Genomic DNA, 18,815 nt, shown 5'->3' with positions numbered 1-18,815 from the left:
GGCGCGGGAGCGGCGGGACGCGGGGGCATCGGCGCGCGGGGGGCGGCGCCGGCACTGCCGGCTCCGGGCGCCGGCGCCGCGGGGCGCGGACGGGCGGGAGCACCGGCCGGCGGCGCGGAGGCCTGCGCCTTCTTCAGAAGGTCGGCGAACTCGTCTTCTTGGCCCATGAGGCGTGCGAGTTCGGCAAGCGGATCCTCGGCTGAAGAATCCTGCCGATTACGCATCGTATCGTTGCCCATATCACCGAACCTGTTCGCTGCGTCTCGAAACCTCGCCCCCGGGTGGGAGGCGGCGGTACGGCGGCGGCGGGCGCGAAAATTCGCGCGGCACGCTCACCGCATTTCTTCAGGAGCACCGACCCCAAGAATGGAAAGTCCTGAAGCGATGACCAGCGCGACGGCGTGAACGAGTGCCAACCGCGCATAAGTCAGTTTTCGATCATCTTCGATAATGAAGCGTAAATGAGGCAAGTCTTTGCCGCGATTCCACTGTGCATGCAGCGCACTGGCAAGATCGTAGAGGTAGAAGGCGAGCCGGTGCGGCTCGCGCGCGATAGAGGCTTGCTCGACAAGTCGCGGATAGTTGGCGATCAGCCTGGCGATCGCGACTTCCCCTTCGTCGCCCAGCAGCTCCAGCGGCGCCTCGGTGAAGGCGGACGCCTCCGGCGGCAGATCGGCGAACGCTTCCTTCGCGTTGCGCAGGATCGAATGCGCCCGCGCATGGGCATACTGGACGTAGAAGACCGGGTTGTCCTTGCTCTGCTCGATCACCTTGGCGAGGTCGAAATCGAGCACCGCGTCGTTCTTGCGGTTGACCATCATGAAGCGCACCGCGTCGCGGCCGACCTCGTCGACCACCTCGCGCAGGGTCACGAAGTCCCCTGCCCGCTTCGACATCTTCACCGGCTCGCCATTGCGCAGCAGCCGCACCAGCTGGCACAGCTCGACGTCGAGGCTCGCCGCCCCGTCGCTCGCCGCCTTCACCGCCGCCTGCATGCGCTTGACGTAGCCGCCATGGTCAGCGCCCCACACGTCGATCATGCGGGTGAAGCCGCGGTCGAACTTGTTCTTGTGGTAGGCGATGTCGGCCGCGAAATAGGTGTAGGCGCCGTCCGACTTCATCAGCGGACGGTCGACGTCGTCGCCGAACAGGGTGGCGCGGAACAGGGTCTGCTCGCGGTCCTCCCAGTCCTCCACCGGCTGCCCCTTGGGCGGCGCGAGGCGCCCCTCATAGACGAGGTCGCGCGCCCGCAGCTCCGCCAGCAGCCGGTCGATGACGCTCGCATTGCCGCCCGCGCGGTCATGCAGCGTGCGCTCGGAGAAGAACACGTCGTGATGGATGTTCAGCGCGGCGAGGTCGTCGCGGATCATCGCCATCATGGAATCGATGGCGATGGCGCGCACCGCCGGCAGCCAGTCCGCCTCATCCCGCTCGAGCAGGGTCCGGCCGTACTTCACCACCAGCGCCTTGCCCACGGGCACCAGATAGTCGCCCGGATAGAGCCCCTCGGGGATGGCGATGGTCTCGCCCAGCGCCTCGCGGTAGCGCAGGAAGGCCGAGCGGGCCAGCACGTCGACCTGCGCCCCGGCGTCGTTGATGTAGTATTCGCGCGTCACGCTCCAGCCGGCGAAGGCGAGCAGGTTCGCCAGCGCGTCGCCGAACACAGCGCCGCGGCAATGGCCCACATGCATCGGCCCGGTCGGGTTGGCCGAGACGTATTCGACGTTGATCGACGTGCCGCCGCCTATGTCCGCGCGGCCGAACTCGAGGCCCTGCGTCAGCACCGCCGCGATCACGCGCGGCCAGTAGGAAGCGTCGAGCGCGATGTTGATGAAGCCGGGCCCGGCCACCTCCACCCCGGCCACGCCAGCCACCGCGCTGAGCTTGCCGGCGATCTTCTCGGCGAGGTCGCGCGGCTTCATGCGCGCCTCCTTCGACAGCACCATCGCTGCATTGGTGGCGAGGTCGCCATGGCTGGCGTCGCGCGGCGGCTCGACGACCACGCGTGTCACGTCGACATCCGCCGGCAGCGCGCCTTCGCGGGCGAGCTCTTCGACGGCAGAGCGGACGTGATCGGCGAAGGTCGCGAACAGATTCATGAGGAGACGCTCCCGGCACGGCAGGCCGAAATGGGGGACCGCATCCGCGGTCACAACGGAGGCCATATCTGAGGCCAGATGGGGCCGCTGCCGCTACCGCAGTTCCGGTGCCCTGTCAAAGAGCCGCGCATATTCCGCCAGCGCATAGCGATCGGTCTGGCCGGCGAGGAAATCGGCGATCCGTCGCGCCCGTCCGTCCTCCGCCCGACCCTCGATGCCAGCGCGCCACTCCGGCGGCAATGCCAAGGGGTCAGCCATGTAGCGGGTGAACAGGGCGCGCACCACCTCGCCGGCGACCTCCATCTCGCGCATCACGCGCGGATGGCGGTACATGCGCGGGAACAGGAAGGCCTTGATCGCCCGCTCCGCCTCGGCGAACGGCGCGGAGAAGGCGACGACCGCCCCCTCGTGGCGGCGCACCTCGTCCGAGGAGCCCGGCGCAGCGGCGGCTAAGCGCCGGCGGGTCTCCCCCACCACATCCTCGATCAGCGCCGTGATCATCCGCCGGCCGATCTCATGGATGAAGCGGGAAGCGTCGAGATCGGGCCAGCGCACCGCGATCTCGGCGATGATGTCGCCGACCAGCGGCAGGTCGGCGATCTCGTCCACGGTGAACAGCCCGGCCCGCAGCCCGTCGTCGAGGTCGTGCACGTCATAGGCGATGTCGTCGGCGATCGCCGCTACCTGTGCCTCGGCGCCCGGCCAGCTCCACAGCCACAGATCCTGCCGCTCGGCATGGACGGCCATGGCGTGCGGAAGCGGCCCCGCCACCGGGCCGTTGTGCTTGACGATTCCCTCGTGAGTCTCCCAGGAGAGGTTGAGCCCGTCGAAGGCCGGGTAGCGGCTCTCCAGCCGCGTCACCACCCGAAGCGACTGCGCGTTGTGGTCGAACCCGCCATAGGCCCTCATGCAGGCGTCGAGCACCCGCTCGCCGGCATGGGCAAAGGGTGGATGGCCGAGATCGTGCGCCAGCGCCAGCGCCTCGGCGAGGTCCTCGTCGAGCCCGAGCGCCCGCGCCAGCGAGCGCGCCACCTGCACCACCTCCAGCGTATGGGTCAGCCGGGTGCGGTAATGGTCGCCCTCGTGGTACGAGAAGACCTGCGTCTTGTAGGCCAGCCGCCGGAACGCGGACGAATGGATGATGCGGTCCGCATCGCGGCGAAAGGCGCTGCGCCCGTCGCTTTCGGGCTCGGCGAACAGCCGACCCCGACTTTCCTCCGCCCGCGACGCCCACGCCGCGCGCGGCTCGGCTCCGGCCACCGCCATGCGCGGATCTCCCTTGCAGAATGCCCCTTTGACTCGGGGCCGCCAGCACTTAACTATTCGGGCAAGTCATATTCAACCCGAAGGCCCGCGACATGAGCGCAAGCACACAGGGCGCGAACGCGTCGAGCCCCCCCGTCTCTCCCGAGACGGCGGCCCCGCTGTCCCTTTCCGTCGGCGTCACCGCCAGCGCGGCGAAGCGCATCGCCGAGATTCTGTCGGCCGAGCCGGCCGAGAGCATGCTGCGCGTCAGCGTGGAAGGCGGCGGCTGCTCCGGCTTCCAGTACAAGTTCGACATCACCCGCGAGCGCGAGGCGGACGACGTGCTGATCGACGAACGCGGGGCGCGGGTGGTGATCGATCCGGTGTCGCTGGAATACATGTCGGGCTCGCATATCGACTTCGTCGACGACCTGATGGGCGCCTCGTTCCGCATCGAGAACCCGCACGCCACCGCTTCCTGCGGCTGCGGCACCAGCTTCGCGCTGTGAGCGGGCCGGTCGGCGTTCTCTGCGCCATTCCTCAGGAACTCGCCTTTCTCGCCGACAATCTCGACCATGCGGACATATCCGACGCCGCCGGCATGCGCTTCCATGCCGGCCGGCTCGACGGGCACAAGGTGGTGCTGGCGCAGGCCGGCATGGGCAAGGTCAACGCGGCCATCGCGGCCACGCTGCTGATCGAGCGCTACGACTGCCGTCTGGTGCTGTTCTCCGGCATCGCCGGCGGGCTCGACCCGGCGCTCGCCATCGGCGACGTGGTGGTGGCCGACCATGTGGTCCAGCACGATGCGGGCTACACCACGGCGGACGGGTTCACCGTCTACCAGGCCGGGCACCTGCCCTTCTTCAGCCCGCATGAAGAGCTCGGCCACGCCGCCGATGCCGCGCTGATGGAGCGCGTGCGCGCGGCCCTCGCCGATCTCGAGCTCAGCCCCCTCACCGTCGGCGAGGATGGCCGCCCGCCGCGCCTCCACTTCGGACGCGTGCTCACGGGCGACCAGTTCGTCGGCAGCGAAGCCATGCGCGAGCGCCTGTTCGGCGAGCTCGGCGGCCTTGCGGTCGAGATGGAGGGCGCGGCCATGGCGCAGACCTGCGCCGCCTTCAGCGTGCCCTGGCTGGTGGTGCGCGCGCTGTCGGACCTCGCCGGGCACGAATCCCGTTTCGACTTCCGGCAATTCGTGGACGAGGTGGCGCTTTCCTCGGCGCTGATCGTGCGCCGGCTGCTGCCTGTGCTGTAGAGTGCCGGCGAATCCTTCCCGAGCGCCCGCCCGGAGTGCCCGCCGATGCGCATCGCCACCTGGAACGTCAATTCCGTCCGGCTCCGTCTCGAGAACACGCTCGCCTGGCTGAACGAGACCCGGCCGGACGTGGTGTGCCTGCAGGAGATCAAGTGCCAGGACGACCAGTTCCCGCGCGAGGCGTTCGAGCAGGCGGGCTACAACGTCGCCGTCCACGGGCAGAAGGGCTTCAACGGCGTCGCCGTGCTCTCGCGCCTGCCCTTCGACGAGGTGAACACCGGCCTGCCCGGCGGCGACGGCGACGTGCAGTCGCGCTTCATCGAGGTGGTGGTCTCGACCCCCGAGGGCGTCGTGCGCGTGTGCGGCATCTACCTGCCCAACGGCAACCCGGTCGGCACCGACAAGTACCCCTACAAGCTCGGCTGGATGGAGCGCCTCAAGGCCCATATCGCCGAGCGCCTGACGCTCGAGGAGCCGCTGGTCGTGTGCGGCGACTACAACGTCATCCCCGAGGCGAAGGACGCGGCGCGGCCGGAGATGTGGGTGAACGACGCGCTGTTCCTGCCCGAGACGCGCAGCGCCTTCCGCGAGCTTCTCAATCTCGGCCTCACCGATGCGGTGCGCGCGACGACCGACCAGGGCGGCATCTACAGCTTCTGGGACTACCAGGCCGGCGCCTGGCAGAAGAACAACGGCATCCGCATCGACCACCTGCTGCTCTCGCCGCAGGCCGCCGACCGGCTCAAGGCGGTGGGCGTCGACAAGGAAGTGCGGAGCTGGGAAAAGCCGTCCGATCACGTCCCGGTCTGGGCGGAGCTCGGCCTCGGCGGCTGATTTCTGTTAAAAACCGAGCGTCACCAGTCGCTCAGCGGGCGATCTTCATGTACTTCTCGAGGTAGACGAGAGCCATGGACCGCTCGTCCGGCGTCGCCGAGGCGAAGGCGTCGTCATAGAGGTCGACGACCCATTTGTCGTCCGGGCCGGCCGCCGCGTCGCGCGCCAGCGTGAGCCACATCAGGCCCTGCGCCGCCTGCCGGGGCACGCCGTCGTCGCCCTTGAACAGCAGCCCGCCCAGCGCCGCCTGCGCCTGGTACTGACCCTTATGCGCGGCGAGGCCGAGCCAGCGGGCGGCGAAGCGCGGGTCGCGCCGCACGCCGTCGCCGTCGATATAGAGCCGGGCAAGATGGTACTGCGCGTCCGGGTCGCCGAAATAGGAGGCGGCATAGGCGAACATGTCGCGCGCCCGGCTCGTGTCGCGGTGGATCTTGGTGTTGGGAATGCCGACCAGATAATAGCCGCCCAGCGCCACGAAGGCGTCCGCCACGAAGCGGGCCTGCGGCGTCGCCGGGTTGTCGTCGGCGTGCATGTTGGCGATCTGGCTGAAATACTGGAACGCCTTGATGTCGTTGCGCTCGACGCCCTCGCCCTCGGCATACATGCGCCCGAGCTTCCACTGCGCGCCGGCATGGCCCTGGTCGGCCGCGTAGCGCAGGGAATCGATGCCCTTCTCGGTCTCGCCCGAGCGCAGCGCCTGGGTGCCGAGGCGCACCATCTCCTCGAGCGGGCGCGCACCGCCGGGCGTGACCGGCAACGCGGCATCGGTGGCGCCGGTGCCGTTGGTCGAGCCGTCGAATGCGGCCACGGGGACGAGCGTGGCCGCCATCGCGGACGCCACGATCACGCCCTTGAGGATGGAAAGGGGGAGTCGCTCAGATATCCGCATAGCACGATGTCTCAGCCGCGCCGCCGGGATGGGTGACCGCGCCCTCACGGGCGGGCCCCACGGCCTGCGCGAACTTCCAGATGGCCCCCGAGCCCACGGGCGACGGACGCGGCGCCCACGCCGCCTTGCGGGCGGCGAGTTCCTCGTCCGAAAGCGCCACGTCGAGCGTGCCCTCGATCGCGTCGATGGAAATGACGTCGCCGTCGCGGATCAGCCCGATCGGGCCGCCGACCGCCGCCTCCGGCCCGACATGGCCGATGCAGAAGCCCCGCGTGGCGCCGGAGAAACGGCCATCGGTGATGAGCGCGACCTTGTCGCCCATGCCCTGGCCGTAGAGAGCGGCGGTGGTCGCCAGCATCTCGCGCATGCCGGGGCCGCCCTTCGGCCCCTCATAGCGGATCACCAGCACCTCGCCTTCCTCATAGGCGCGGTTCGTCACCGCCTCGAAGCAGGCCTCCTCGCCGTCGAAGCAGCGCGCCGGGCCGGAGAACCGCTGGTTCTTCAGCCCCGCGACCTTCACGATCGCCCCGTCCGGCGCGAGATTGCCCTGGAGCCCGACCACGCCGCCGGTGGGGGTGATGGGATCGTTGGCCGGGCGCACCACGTCCTGATGCGGGTTCCACTTCACCGAGGCGAGGTTCTCGGCGATGGTGCGGCCGGTCACGGTCATGCAGTCGCCGTGCAGGAAGCCGTGCTCCAGCAGCGTCTTCATCAGCAGCGGAATGCCGCCCACCTCGAACATGTCCTTGGCGACATAGCGCCCGCCGGGCTTGAGGTCGGCGATGTAGGGCGTGCGCCGGAAGATCTCGGCGACGTCGAACAGGTCGAACTTGATGCCCACCTCGTGGGCCATCGCCGGCAGGTGCAGCGCGGCGTTGGTGGAGCCGCCCGAGGCCGCGACCACGGTCGCCGCGTTCTCCAGCGCCTTCAGCGTGACGATGTCGCGCGGGCGGATCTTCTTGGCGAGGAGGTCCATCACCTGCTCGCCCGCCGCCATGCAGAACCTGTCGCGGATCTCGTAGGGCGCCGGCGCGCCGGCCGAATAGGGCAGCGCGAGGCCGATCGCCTCGGAGACGGTCGCCATGGTGTTGGCGGTGAACTGCGCGCCGCAGGCGCCGGCCGAGGGGCACGCCACCTGCTCGAGCTCGTCCAGATCGTCGCCCGACATGGCGCCGACCGAATGCTTGCCGACCGCCTCGAACAGATCCTGGACGGTGACCGGCTGGCCGCGGAAGGAGCCGGGCAGGATGGAGCCGCCATAGATGAAGATCGACGGCACGTTGAGGCGCAGCATGGCCATCATCATGCCGGGCAGAGACTTGTCGCAGCCGGCGAGGCCGATCAGCGCGTCATAGGCGTGCCCGCGCATGGTCAGCTCGACGCTGTCGGCGATGACTTCGCGCGAGGCGAGCGAGGCCTTCATGCCGTCGTGGCCCATGGCGATGCCGTCGGTGACGGTGATGGTGCAGAACTCGCGCGGGGTGCCGCTGGCGGCGGAAACGCCCTTCTTCACCGCCTGCGCCTGGCGCATCAGCGCGATGTTGCACGGTGCGGCCTCGTTCCAGCAGGAAGCGACGCCCACCAGCGGCTGGTGGATCTGCTCCTTGGTCAGGCCCATGGCGTAGAGATAGGACCTGTGCGGGGCGCGCGCCGGGCCTTCCGTTACATGACGGCTCGGCAGGCTCCGCTTGTCGATAATGGTCCTGGCGTCCATTCTTGATCACACATCCCGGCGCGGAGGTTTCACACGGGCAACCGCGCCCGGACACTACTCTCCTCCGTCTATCAGTCGGATTTCGTGCCGGTTTGTGGCGGCTTCGGGGCGTGCGACCCGCCGCCTCTACATATGGTTGCGAATGCGTGACACTGTTGCGGTCCGGTCACAAATTCGCGATAGCTGCTCGGGCCGGGAATAGAGCCCGTTGTCGGCCGAAAAAGCCGGTTCTGGAGAGCATCATGACGAGCGGCAACATCGTCGAACGACTGCGGGCCATGGCGGCCGATATTGACAGCTTCCGTCGCGACAAGGTCGAGGACGAACTCTCCGAAGCCGCCGACGTCATCGAAAGACTGCGCGCCGAGCTCGACCGGATGGAAAGCCTGCTGAAGCAGGTCGAGCCCGCGAGCCCCGGCCTTTCCGGCCAGAACCCTGCATCCTGAAGCACCCACGCGGACGGACACTCCCGGCAGCGGTGCGCCCTGTCGGGCAAGCCGCGCTCAGTCCGACGCGCTGCGGGTCCAGGTCGCGGAGGCGACGCCGTCCAGCACACGCACGCGGGCAAGGGCCGCATCGAGTTCCTTGAGGCTCACCGACGTGTTGATGAGCGTCGCGCGGAGCTCGACCTTGCCGTCCGGCCGGTTCTGCGGCTCGATCACGTCGACCGGGAACTGCGCCGCCTCCAATAGGTCGGACAGCCGGCCCTGCAGTCCGGCGGCCTCGCCGGCCTGCGCGATGACGCTCACGCCATAGGTCGCCTCGGTCGATTCCGGGGTACGCGGCGCGCGCTCCAGGGCACCGACGAGCGGGCGCAGCATCGTGTTGCCGGCGAGGACGAAGGCCGTGAGCAGCGCCGCCTGCGCGATCAGGTCCGCGCCGGCGCAGGCGCCCACGGCGGCCGAACACCACAGCGTCGCCGCCGTGTTCAGCCCGCGTATGTTCGCGCCGTCTTTCATGATGACGCCGGCACCGAGGAAGCCGATGCCGGAGACCACGTAGGCGATGACGCGCACCGCGCCCTCGGGCCCGGTGAGGTGCATCGCCATGTCCACGAACTGGCAGGCGCCGAGCGCCACCAGCACATTGGTGCGCAGTCCCGCCGTGCGCTGGCGGAACTGGCGCTCGGCGCCGATCAGCGTGCCGAGGGCGAACGCCACCGCCAGGCTGATGAGCGTCGAGAGGAAGTCACCCGGATCGAAGCTTTCAATGAACGGCATTCAGCCCCCGCCCGCCCTTCCGTCCGTCGTGAAGGCCGCCGCCTCAGGCGGCCTTGCCGAGGCGTGAGAGTGCCTCGCGGATCTTGGCCGCGCGCGCCTCGGCGCCCTCGCGCCGCTCGCGCTGCTCCTCGATCACCTCTTCCGGCGCCCGGCGGATGAAGTCGGCATTGCCGAGCTTGGCGTCGACGCGGGCGATGTCGTCCGCCGCCTTCTTCAGCTCCTTGGTGAGGCGCGTGGCTTCCGCCTCCATGTCGATGAAGCCGGCGAGCGGCAGTGCCACGGTCTCCCCGCGCACCACGATCTGAGCCGAGCCGGCCGGCGCCTCGGGCTCGAACACGACGCTCGACAGCCGGGCGAGCCGGGTGAGCGCGTCGTGCCAGATCACCACCCGGTCGCGCGTCTCCTCGCCCGCGCCCACCAGCACCAGCGGAAGCTGGGCGCCGGCGGGCACGTTCATCTCCGCCCGCACCGAGCGGATCTCGGTCACGAGGTCGATCAGCCAGCCGAGCTCGGCCTCGGCGCCCGCCGCCTCCAGCCCCGCGGGCGCGGGCCATTCCGCCAGCGCCAGCATGGTGGCGCGCGGCGCGCCGGCATCGCCCGTCAGGCCCCACAGCTCCTCGGTGAGAAAGGGCATGAAGGGGTGCAGCATCTTCAGGATCTCGTCGAGCACGAAGGCGGTGGTCGCTCGCGTCTCCTCCTTCCAGCCGCCGCCCGGGCTCATGAAGACCGGCTTGGCGAGCTCGAGGTACCAGTCGCAGAAGATGTTCCACACGAAGCGGTAGGCCGCGCCGGCCGCCTCGTTGAACTTGTAGGCCTCCAGCGCCTGCGTGATCTCGGCGCTGGTCTTCTGCATCTCGCCGAGGATCCAGCGGTTCAGCGTCGATTCCGCGTTGCGCGGCCGGAAGGACGGCTCGCGCTTGCAGCCGTTCATCTCGGCGAAGCGGGCGGCGTTCCACAGCTTGGTCGCGAAATTGCGGTAGCCCTCGACGCGCGAGGTGGCGAGCTTGATGTCGCGCCCCTGCGCCGCCATCGCCGCCAGGGTGAAGCGCAGCGCGTCGGCGCCGTAGGTCGCCACCAGGTCGAGCGGGTCGATGACGTTGCCCTTCGACTTCGACATCTTGGCGCCCTTCTCGTCGCGGACGAGGGCGTGGATGTAGACGTCCTTGAAGGGCACCTCGTCGTCCATGAAGTGCAGGCCCATCATCATCATCCGGGCGACCCAGAAGAAGATGATGTCGAAGCCGGTGATCAGCACCGAGGTCGGGTAGTAGCGCTTCAGCTCCGCCGTCTCGTCCGGCCAGCCCAGCGTCGAGAACGGCCACAGCGCCGAGGAGAACCAGGTGTCCAGCACGTCCTCGTCGCGGGTGATGAGGGCGGCGCGCCGGTCCGCGTCCGCCGCCAGCGCGCGGGCCTCCTCGTCGGTGACGATGCCGTTCTGCACGCAGTGCGCCAGCGCGGCGGCCACGGCCTCTTCCTCGGTCTCCTCGACGAAGACCGACCCGTCCGGCCCGTACCAGGCCGGGATCTGGTGGCCCCACCAGAGCTGGCGCGAGATGCACCAGGGCTGGATGTTCTCCAGCCACTCGAAATAGGTCTTCTCCCAGTTCTTCGGCACGAAGGTGGTGCGCCCCTCGCGCACCGCCGCCAGCGCCGGCTGGGCCAGCGTGTGGGCGTCGACATACCACTGGTCGGTAAGCCAGGGCTCGATCACGACGTTGGAGCGGTCGCCATGCGGCACGGTGTGGGCATGCGGCTCGATCTGGTCGAGCAGGCCGCGCTCCTCCATCAACGCTACGATCGCCTTGCGCGCCGCCTCGCGGCTCTGGCCGTCGAGGCCGAGCACGATGTCGAGGTCCGGGCCCGGCTGGACACCGTCGAGGAAATCGCCATTGCCGACCAGCGTGAGCCGCGCCTCGGAATCGAGCACGTTGATCATCGCCAGCTCGTGGCGGCGGCCGACCTCGAAGTCGTTGAAGTCGTGCGCCGGGGTGATCTTGACCGCGCCGGTGCCCTTGGTCGGGTCGGAATATTCGTCGGCGACAATCGGGATCAGCCGGCCGACCAGCGGCAGGCGCACCTTCGCCCCCGCCGCGACCAGGCCCTGGTAGCGCGGGTCCTCGGGATGCACCGCGACCGCGGTGTCGCCGAGCATTGTCTCTGGACGCGTGGTGGCGACGACGATGTAGTCGCGGGTCTCGAACTCGACCGGCTGGTCGTTCTCGTCGAACACGATCGGGTGCTGGTAGGTGACGCCGTCCGCCAGCGGGTAGCGGAAGTGCCAGAGATGGCCCTTAACCTCGACCTGCAGCACCTCGAGGTCGGAGATCGCGGACTGGAACTTCGGGTCCCAGTTCACCAGCCGCTTGTCCTTGTAGATCAGTCCTTCCTTGTAGAGCCGGACGAACACCTTGAGGACCGCGCGCGAGAGCCCCTCATCCATGGTGAAGCGTTCGCGCGACCAGTCGCAGGAGGCGCCGAGCTTCTTCAGCTGGTTGATGATGGTGCCGCCCGATTCCTCCTTCCACGCCCAGACCTTTTCGACGAAGGCGGCGCGGCCCATGTCACGGCGGCCGGGAAGCTGGCGCTCGGCGAGCTGGCGCTCGACCACCATCTGGGTGGCGATGCCGGCATGGTCGGTGCCGACCTGCCACAGCACGTCCTTGCCGCGCATGCGCTCGAAGCGGCAGAGGATGTCCTGCAGCGTGTTGTTCAGCGCGTGCCCCATATGGAGCGAGCCGGTGACGTTGGGCGGCGGGATGACGATGCAATAGGGCTCGGCCCCTACCCGCTCCGCACGCCCGGCCTTGAACGCCTCGGCGTCCACCCAGGCCTGGTAGATGCGGTCTTCGACGGCGGCGGGATCGAACCTGTTGTCGAGCATGATGGCTCCGGCACCTCATTTGGAACGGGAGCGAGAGAAAGCGGAGCCGGTCGCTCAAGTCAACTCGCGCCGCGCCATGAAGCCGCGCATACGCTGCGTCGGAGCGGCAAAACGCGCCGATGGGGATGATTTTGTCTTTGAGAGAGAGTGCGCGGGCGCGGTGGGGCGACCAGCCACTCGCGCGGGGTGGGACACCCACGGGGTGGCTGTCAGCCGTCGACGCGCACAACGAGCCGCGATGCGCAGCCCAGCGTCAGGATGATCACTGGAAAGAGCAGAGCACCCTCGCCTGCCCCTCGCCATCGAAGCAGCGGCCGATCCCTGAGAACCCGGCCGCCATAACTCGAACCGCCTACTGCCCCTGGCGGGCGACGCGCTCGATCTCGGCGCGCACCAGCCGCTCCACCAGCTCCGGCAGGTGCTCGTCGAGCCATTCCTTCAGCATCGGGCGCACCGCCTCGGCGACGAGGTCGTCCACCGTGCGGGAGTTCGAGGCGACCGTGCGCGCCAGCGAGCCGAAGGCGGCCGAGACGGCGTTGTTGGTCGCTCCCGAGACGAGACGCTCGCGGACCGCATCGGCAAGCGGACCCGAGGCCGCCTCCGCCGGACGCACCGGGGCGGAGCGCTCAGCCGCGCGCGGGAAGGACGCGCCGGTCTCGGACGGCCGGAACTCCGCCGAGCGGCGCTCCTCCGTCGGCTCGGCGGTACGCTGGACGGCGGCGGGCTGAGCCGCGGCGGACTTCGGGTTCACCTGCATGTCGGCGGCCTCCGTGGCGGTTCGGGCAGCGAAGCTCGCCGTTTCGGCGGGCGGCGCTTCGAAAGGATCAGATTCGGCATCGTCCGGGGCAGCGACCATCACGTCGCCGGCGTCCTCGCGGGCATCTTCGTCGGAGGTCTCGACGTCGACGGGGTTGGCCTCAAGCTCGAGAGCCCCAGCCTCCTCGGCCTCGACGATGTCCGTGTCGCTATCGGCGTCGACGTCCGAGCCGACGGCCACTGCGGCGAGTTCGGCCTGCACCGCCCGCTCGACCATGGCGAGGTCGGCCAGCGCCGAGGAGAAAGGCCGCTCGAAGTCCATCTCCTCGCCGGCGGCCGGCTCGGGAGACGGCTCCGCGGCGGGTGCCGGTACGCGCTGCGCGGCGCCTGACGCCACGGCGGCGGCGCGGGCCGAACCGGGCAGGCGCGAACGCGCGGCGAACGGATCGGCCGCCGGGGCCCGCCCGACCGGCGCGTAGGTGGAATAGCCCTGCCCGCCCGCCGACGCACCGCGCGAGGGCGCATAGCCGCGCGCGGCGGCTTCGGCAGCGCGCGGGCGAAGGGAGGATTCGGCCTCGGAAGCCGAGGAGCGCATCGCGGCGAGGCGCATGCCCACCGCGCTCTCGCGCCGCCAGCCGGCGACGGCCGGGCGCACCATCTCCTCACGCGCATCGGCCTCGGCCTGCGCGGCGGACTCGTCGTGAGCAGAGATGTCTTCGTGGGCGGGAACGTCTTCGGCAGCAGCCTGCCGGCGTCCGGCATCACGGGTGCGCGACCGTTCGGGCATGCTGCCGGCAGCGGGCGAGCTATCCTCGGCCCGTCCGGAATTCCCGGCGCCGGGAGCTGGCTCTACCGATTCCGCGTCCGCCGCGGCCGCTTCCGCAACCGGAGCGGCGGGGGACGGGTCACCCGCAACCTCGTCGGAGATGATGCGCCGGATGGAGGCGAGTATCTCCTCCATCGACGGTTCGCTGCCTCTCGCACCCACCGACATGCGCTGCATCCGATTATTGTGACCGGCGCCGCCGAAGGCCCGCGCGAATCACGCGAATCACTCGTTAACGCCTCATGAATATGGCATTGCGCCAAGCGGCGCGCCAAGCCGACAGACCTTCAGGACTGTGGACGGGGGAGCCGGCGGCGCTTACTGGCCGCCGGGGGTGCGCACACCGATCCAGGCATCGCGGACCTGGTTGTAGTGCACCTGCGGATTGTAGTGCGTGACCTTGAGGCTGAGGCGGCTCGCGCTCAGGCCGCCGGCCGCCGACAGCACCGCGTAGGAGGCGACCACGCGGTCGCGCTGCGCCACCACCAGGCTGGCGCGGGCGTCGAACAGCGCCGTCTGCGCGTTCAGCACATCGAGCGTGGTGCGCTGGCCGACGCGCCATTCCTCGCGCACGCCGCGCAGCGCGATCTCGTTCGCGGCCACGGAGGCCTGCGCGGAGTCGATCGCCGCCTTGGCCGCTTCGAGCGCCCCCCAGTACTGCACCACATTGGCGCGGACCTGGTCGCGGTTCACGTCGACTTCGATGCGCTGCTGGCTCAGCAGTTCCTTGTTCTGCCGGATCTGCGCGTACTCGGCGCCGCCCTGATAGATCGGCACGGTGAGGTTGAGCGCGACCGCGGCGGAGGTCGAACGCTCCACGTTCTGCGTGCTGTTGTAGTCGGACGCCGCCGAGCCGTTCAGGGTCAGCGAGGGCGACAGCGCGGCCTCGGCCACCTTGACGTTGGACAGCGCGGCATCGACCGCGAACTCGGCCGCCTTCACCGCCGGATGATGGCTGAGACCGTCCTGGACCGCGCTGTTCATCGACTTCGGCAGCAGATTGTCAATCGGACGGCCCGGCTTGAGGTTGGTCGGCTGCAGGCCGATGACCTGGAAGAACACCGCGTTGGAGGTGTTGAGGTTGGACTGGGCGAGCGCCAGCTCGCTCTCGGCATTGGCGACGCTCGCCTCGGCCTGGGCGACGTCGGTACGGGTGATCTCACCCACCGAGAAACGGTCGCGCGCCGCGCGCAGCTCTTCGCGCAGGGCCTCGAGGTTCTGCTGCTGCAGCTCCAGCAGCGCCTTGTTCTGCAGCACGTTCATATAGGCGGTGGCAGCGTCGAGCAGCACGAGCTGCTCGGTGTTGCGCAGCAATTCGCGCTGGCCCCGCACCTGCGATTCGGCGCCACGAACCGAGTTCGCGGTCTTCAGCCCGTCATAGATGGTCTGGCTGATCGTGATGCCGAAGCCGGACGGGTAGGTCTTGTTGTTGGTGATCGACCCGGTGCCGAGCGCCGCAGCCTGGGCGCTGTCGACCCGCGTCTCCGCCCACTGCATGCCGACATAGGCGCTGCCGAACACCTGCGGACGGTAGCCCGACAGCGCGATCGGCACGTACTCGTCTGTCGCGCGGGTGGCCGCACGCTGCGAGTTCAGCGTCGGATTGTTCATATAGGCGGCGGAGAGTGACTGCTCGAGCGTTTGGGAACGAGCCGGATGGGCACTCACGACAAACGCCACCGTCGCGAATGCGACGATCCTGCCCCCGGTAGCAGACAGCGACATGGTCCCAAACCCCTGAGAACGCAACTTCTACGGAGTCTCCTTGAAAGGGAGACTCTCAATTTCTGTGCATGATGCGAATCTCAGAATAGGGGCTCGAACGGTGCATGTGAACCGGTCGGTTCACACGCGGATACGTTTTGCCGTGAACGCGGCAGAACGGCCACAGCACAGCGCCCATGCGGGGCTGCTGGCCCTATAAGGAACGGGCGCGCGGGCGCATCACCGCCCCGCGCGCCCGCGCCGTCCACAATCAGAAATATTCAGAAAACGAAGCCCGGCCGGGGTTCGAAGCCCGGCAGCGGCGGCACCGCCGCGTCGAACACGATGCGCGCGCCGACGCCGCCCGGCGTGTTGGTGTAGACCGTCGCGCGGCCCGAGCGCCCCTGCCCGACCACCGCCACCAGCCGCCCCTCGGGCTTGAGCTGGGCGAACAAGGCCTCGGGCGGCGAATCGATCGAGCCGTTCAGCAGGATCACGTCGTAGGGCGCCTCGGCCGACCAGCCGGCCGTCATCGGCCCCTGCACATAGGCCGCGTTCAGCAGCCCGAGCTCGACCAGCAGGTTCGAGCCCTGCCCGGCGAGCTCGGCGTCCTCCTCGAGCGCGACCACTTGTCCCGCCAGCCGGGCCAGCACGGCGGTAGAATAGCCGGTGGCGGCGCCGACATCGAGCACCAGCGCGTCCGGCCCGATCTCCGCCGCCTGCAGCAGCTTGGCGAGCACCATCGGCTCCATCAGGTAGCGGGCCGGGTTGCCCGGCTTCACCAGCAGGTCCTCGTCGATATAGGCGAAATTCTTCAGCCCCGGCGGCACGAAGCGCTCGCGTGGGGTGTCCAGCATGGCGGCAACGATCCTGAGGTCGGTAACGTCGTTGGCGCGCACCTGCGCGTCCACCATGGCGCGCCGCATCTCGGCGAAATCGATCATTCTGGGACAACCTCGCAAACAAAGCCGCCGCGCGGCGGCGGCTCCTGGCCGGAAACTGGAAGGGAGGATTGCGGCACACGCGCGCGCAATGCAAGCCTTCTCGAAGCTTTCCAATGTCGCGGAACGCCTCGCCCGGCCGGTTCGGCGCCCGGAAGCGGGGGACTGGCACGGATGCGCCGTTGCCGATCCCGGGCGGCTCTGTTATGAGGCGCCCCGGTCTTTCGGCCCGGCTGCGCGCCGGGCGTCTGGCCACGTGGCGGAGTGGTTACGCAGCGGACTGCAAATCCGCGTACGGGGGTTCGATTCCCTCCGTGGCCTCCAGTTCACACGCGCGTCGCCGGCTCCCCATAGGGAATGCCGGCGACGCGTGATGCGTGCGACACACCGGGGACGCTGCCGCCTGCCTTAGGACCTCCCATCGTTTGACAAGACCGGTTGATCGTCGTTGATGAAGCCGGAGTTCGACGCTGCGCGCCGCATGGGACGCGCCGTTTCGGAGCGCCCTGTGGCCGAAGGTCCCCGCAAGCGTGCTTCGTTGCAAAGGAAGTATCTGATGTTCCTGCCGCCCAAGCTGGCCAATGCGATGAAGAACATGATCAGTCGCGAAACCCGCGACACGATCCATCGCCTGTTCCTGAACGATGGCCGTCGCCACTGGAAGGGCTACGCGATCTCCTTCGTGTTCATGGGCATCATGGCGGGCTCGACCTCCGGCCTCGCCTATCTCATGGGCGATGTGATCAACCGCATCTTCGTCGAGCAGAGCACGGCGGCGATCTGGATCCTCTCCGCGGCCGTGCTGGCGCTGAGCGTCATCAAGGGCTTCTCGTCCTATGGGCAGGCCGTGACGCTGGCGCGGGTCGGCAACCGCATCGTCGCCGACAACCAGAAGCGCGTGCTCGACCGGCTGCTGACGCAGGATGTGCGCTATTTCAGCGCCAACCACACCGCCGAGATCATGATCCGCTTCAATGCGGGCGCGCAGGGCGCGCGTAACGTGCTGAACCTCATCATCACCAGCCTCGGCCGCGACCTGCTCTCCGTGGTCGGCCTGACGGCGGTGATGATCGTGCAGGACCCGTTCATGGCGCTGATCGGCCTCATCGTGATGCCGATCGCGGTGGGCGGCGTGCGCAGCCTGATCCGCAAGGTGCAGAAGATCTTCGCCCGCGAGTTCCACAGCGCGGTGCAGATCATGACCGAGTCGATCGAGGCGTTTCAGGGCATTCGCACCATCAAGTCCTTCACCATGGAGGAGGAGCTGCGCGGGCGCATCTACGGGCGCATCGATTCGCTTGAGAAGGCTTCGAACCGCATGATCCGCGCCCAGTCGCAGTCCGGCCCGCTGATGGAAGCGCTGGGCGGCGTAGCGATCGGCCTGGTGGTGATGTATGCGGGCTGGGGCGTGCTCCACGCCGGCCGGACGCCGGGCGAGTTCTTCTCCGTCATCACCGCGCTGCTGCTCAGCTACGAGCCCGCCAAGCGGCTCGCGCGCCTCAACATCGACATGACCTCGCACCTGCTCGGCGCGCGGATGCTGTTCGAGATCCTCGACATGAAGCCGGTCGAGCAGGACCCGCCCGGCGTACCGCAGCTCCAGCTCAAGGGCGGGCAGATCGAGTTCGACGACGTGTTCTTCGGCTACCGCCAGGACGAGCCGGTGCTGCGCGGCCTCACCTTCGTCGCCGAGGCCGGCAAGACCACGGCGCTGGTCGGCCCCTCGGGCGGCGGCAAGAGCACGGTGATGAACCTCATCGAGCGCTTCTACGAGGTCGAATCGGGAACCATCGCCATCGACGGGCAGAAGACCAACCAGGTCTCGCTGCGCTCGCTGCGCGAGGCCATTGGCTTCGTGAGCCAGGACGTGTTCCTGTTCTCGGGCACGATCCGCGAGAACATCGCCTTCGGCCGCCCCGGCGCGAGCGAGGAGGACATCGTCGCCGCCGCCAAGGCCGCCCATGCGCACGACTTCATCATGAGCTTCGCCGGCGGCTATAACAGCCGCGTCGGCGAGCATGGCGCCCAGCTCTCCGGCGGCCAGCGCCAGCGCATCGCCATCGCCCGCGCCTTCCTCAAGGACGCGCCGATTCTGCTGCTGGACGAAGCCACGGCGGCGCTCGACAGCGAATCCGAGGCCGAGGTGCAGCGCGCGCTCCGCTCGTTGCAGATGGACCGCACGACGCTGGTCATCGCCCACCGCCTGCAGACCGTCGTCAACGCGGACCGCATCTTCGTGATCGACGGCGGGCGCGTGGTGGAAAGCGGGCGTCACGACGAACTCGTGGCCCGCCGCGGGCGTTACTACACGTTCCATCAGCTTCAGTTCGCCGGGCAGCAGGAGCGGCTCAGCGCCTGAGGGATATCAACAGGCTGCGCATTGCGGCTTCACAAACCGGCCGAGCATTGCTATACGGCCGGCCTCCGAGACGCACAGCGCCCCGCGCC

Annotated in this window: 14 protein-coding genes, 1 tRNA gene and 1 pseudogene; 6 read left to right on the top strand and 10 right to left on the bottom strand. The window is 68.9% G+C overall.

Going from position 1 to position 18,815, the window contains the following annotated elements; all coding sequences use genetic code 11:
• The 3 genes and pseudogenes from NVS83_RS20035 to NVS83_RS20025 form a co-directional block, all read right to left on the bottom strand.
• Nucleotides 1-239: pseudogene (locus NVS83_RS20035) on the bottom strand (SPOR domain-containing protein); the annotation flags it as partial.
• A gap of 93 nt (nt 240-332) precedes the next feature.
• Nucleotides 333-2,099: an arginine--tRNA ligase gene (gene argS, locus NVS83_RS20030; RefSeq protein ID WP_258740878.1), complete on the bottom strand. Its 1,767-nt coding sequence runs from the start codon at nt 2,097-2,099 to the stop codon at nt 333-335.
• A 93-nt stretch (nt 2,100-2,192) separates the two neighbouring features.
• Entirely contained in the window at nt 2,193-3,365 is a 1,173-nt protein-coding gene (locus tag NVS83_RS20025; RefSeq protein WP_258740876.1) for a deoxyguanosinetriphosphate triphosphohydrolase, read from the bottom strand.
• Nucleotides 3,366-3,457: 92 nt separating this feature from the next.
• Between NVS83_RS20025 and erpA the strand changes: the two genes are divergently transcribed.
• From erpA to xth, 3 genes are read left to right on the top strand one after another with little or no spacing between them, the layout of a single operon-like run.
• Entirely contained in the window at nt 3,458-3,853 is a 396-nt protein-coding gene (gene erpA / locus NVS83_RS20020) for an iron-sulfur cluster insertion protein ErpA (protein WP_258733060.1), read from the top strand.
• The gene (locus NVS83_RS20015; RefSeq protein WP_258740875.1) at nt 3,850-4,602 is read left to right on the top strand and encodes a 5'-methylthioadenosine/adenosylhomocysteine nucleosidase; all 753 of its coding nucleotides are present in this window, start codon (nt 3,850-3,852) and stop codon (nt 4,600-4,602) included. Before erpA ends, NVS83_RS20015 begins: the two co-directional genes overlap by 4 nt.
• A 45-nt stretch (nt 4,603-4,647) precedes the next feature.
• Nucleotides 4,648-5,436: an exodeoxyribonuclease III gene (xth, locus tag NVS83_RS20010; RefSeq protein ID WP_258740874.1), complete on the top strand. Its 789-nt coding sequence runs from the start codon at nt 4,648-4,650 to the stop codon at nt 5,434-5,436.
• Between the two features lie 31 nt (nt 5,437-5,467).
• Here xth and NVS83_RS20005 read toward each other — a convergent pair whose 3' ends face one another.
• Entirely contained in the window at nt 5,468-6,265 is a 798-nt protein-coding gene (locus NVS83_RS20005) for a tetratricopeptide repeat protein (protein WP_374115092.1), read from the bottom strand.
• A gap of 46 nt (nt 6,266-6,311) precedes the next feature.
• Complete coding sequence (gene ilvD / locus NVS83_RS20000) at nt 6,312-8,039, bottom strand: dihydroxy-acid dehydratase (RefSeq protein WP_258740872.1); 1,728 nt, start codon at nt 8,037-8,039, stop codon at nt 6,312-6,314.
• A 242-nt stretch (nt 8,040-8,281) separates the two neighbouring features.
• Here ilvD and NVS83_RS19995 point away from each other — a divergent pair, with 242 nt between their 5' ends.
• The gene (locus NVS83_RS19995) at nt 8,282-8,485 is read left to right on the top strand and encodes a hypothetical protein (protein ID WP_258740871.1); all 204 of its coding nucleotides are present in this window, start codon (nt 8,282-8,284) and stop codon (nt 8,483-8,485) included.
• A gap of 57 nt (nt 8,486-8,542) precedes the next feature.
• On the opposite strand, the gene NVS83_RS19990 is transcribed toward NVS83_RS19995, so the two are convergent.
• The 5 genes from NVS83_RS19990 to NVS83_RS19965 form a co-directional block, all read right to left on the bottom strand.
• Nucleotides 8,543-9,259 carry an MgtC/SapB family protein gene (locus NVS83_RS19990; RefSeq protein ID WP_258740870.1) on the bottom strand — a complete coding sequence of 239 codons (717 nt, stop codon included), beginning with the start codon at nt 9,257-9,259 and terminating at the stop codon, nt 8,543-8,545.
• 43 nt (nt 9,260-9,302) lie between these two features.
• Entirely contained in the window at nt 9,303-12,140 is a 2,838-nt protein-coding gene (locus NVS83_RS19985; RefSeq protein ID WP_258740868.1) for a valine--tRNA ligase, read from the bottom strand.
• Between the two features lie 352 nt (nt 12,141-12,492).
• Nucleotides 12,493-13,683, bottom strand: coding sequence for a DUF2497 domain-containing protein (locus NVS83_RS19980; RefSeq protein WP_258740892.1), 1,191 nt, complete (start codon nt 13,681-13,683; stop codon nt 12,493-12,495).
• A 357-nt stretch (nt 13,684-14,040) separates the two neighbouring features.
• Entirely contained in the window at nt 14,041-15,447 is a 1,407-nt protein-coding gene (locus NVS83_RS19970; RefSeq protein WP_258733068.1) for a TolC family outer membrane protein, read from the bottom strand.
• A gap of 260 nt (nt 15,448-15,707) precedes the next feature.
• Nucleotides 15,708-16,370, bottom strand: a complete 663-nt coding sequence (locus NVS83_RS19965; protein WP_258740865.1) for a protein-L-isoaspartate O-methyltransferase family protein — start codon at nt 16,368-16,370, stop codon at nt 15,708-15,710.
• Nucleotides 16,371-16,617: 247 nt separating this feature from the next.
• On the opposite strand from NVS83_RS19965, the gene NVS83_RS19960 reads away from it, so the two are divergent.
• Nucleotides 16,618-16,691, top strand: a tRNA-Cys gene (locus NVS83_RS19960).
• Between the two features lie 262 nt (nt 16,692-16,953).
• Complete coding sequence (locus NVS83_RS19955) at nt 16,954-18,726, top strand: ABC transporter ATP-binding protein (protein ID WP_374114569.1); 1,773 nt, start codon at nt 16,954-16,956, stop codon at nt 18,724-18,726.
• The last annotated feature ends 89 nt before the right edge of the window (nt 18,727-18,815 follow it).

It is taken from the genome of Ancylobacter mangrovi (assembly GCF_024752335.1).
Taxonomy (GTDB): domain Bacteria; phylum Pseudomonadota; class Alphaproteobacteria; order Rhizobiales; family Xanthobacteraceae; genus Ancylobacter; species Ancylobacter mangrovi.
The sequence above is the reverse complement of the archived record's forward strand: the minus strand, read 5'-3'. Positions and strand labels throughout refer to the sequence as shown.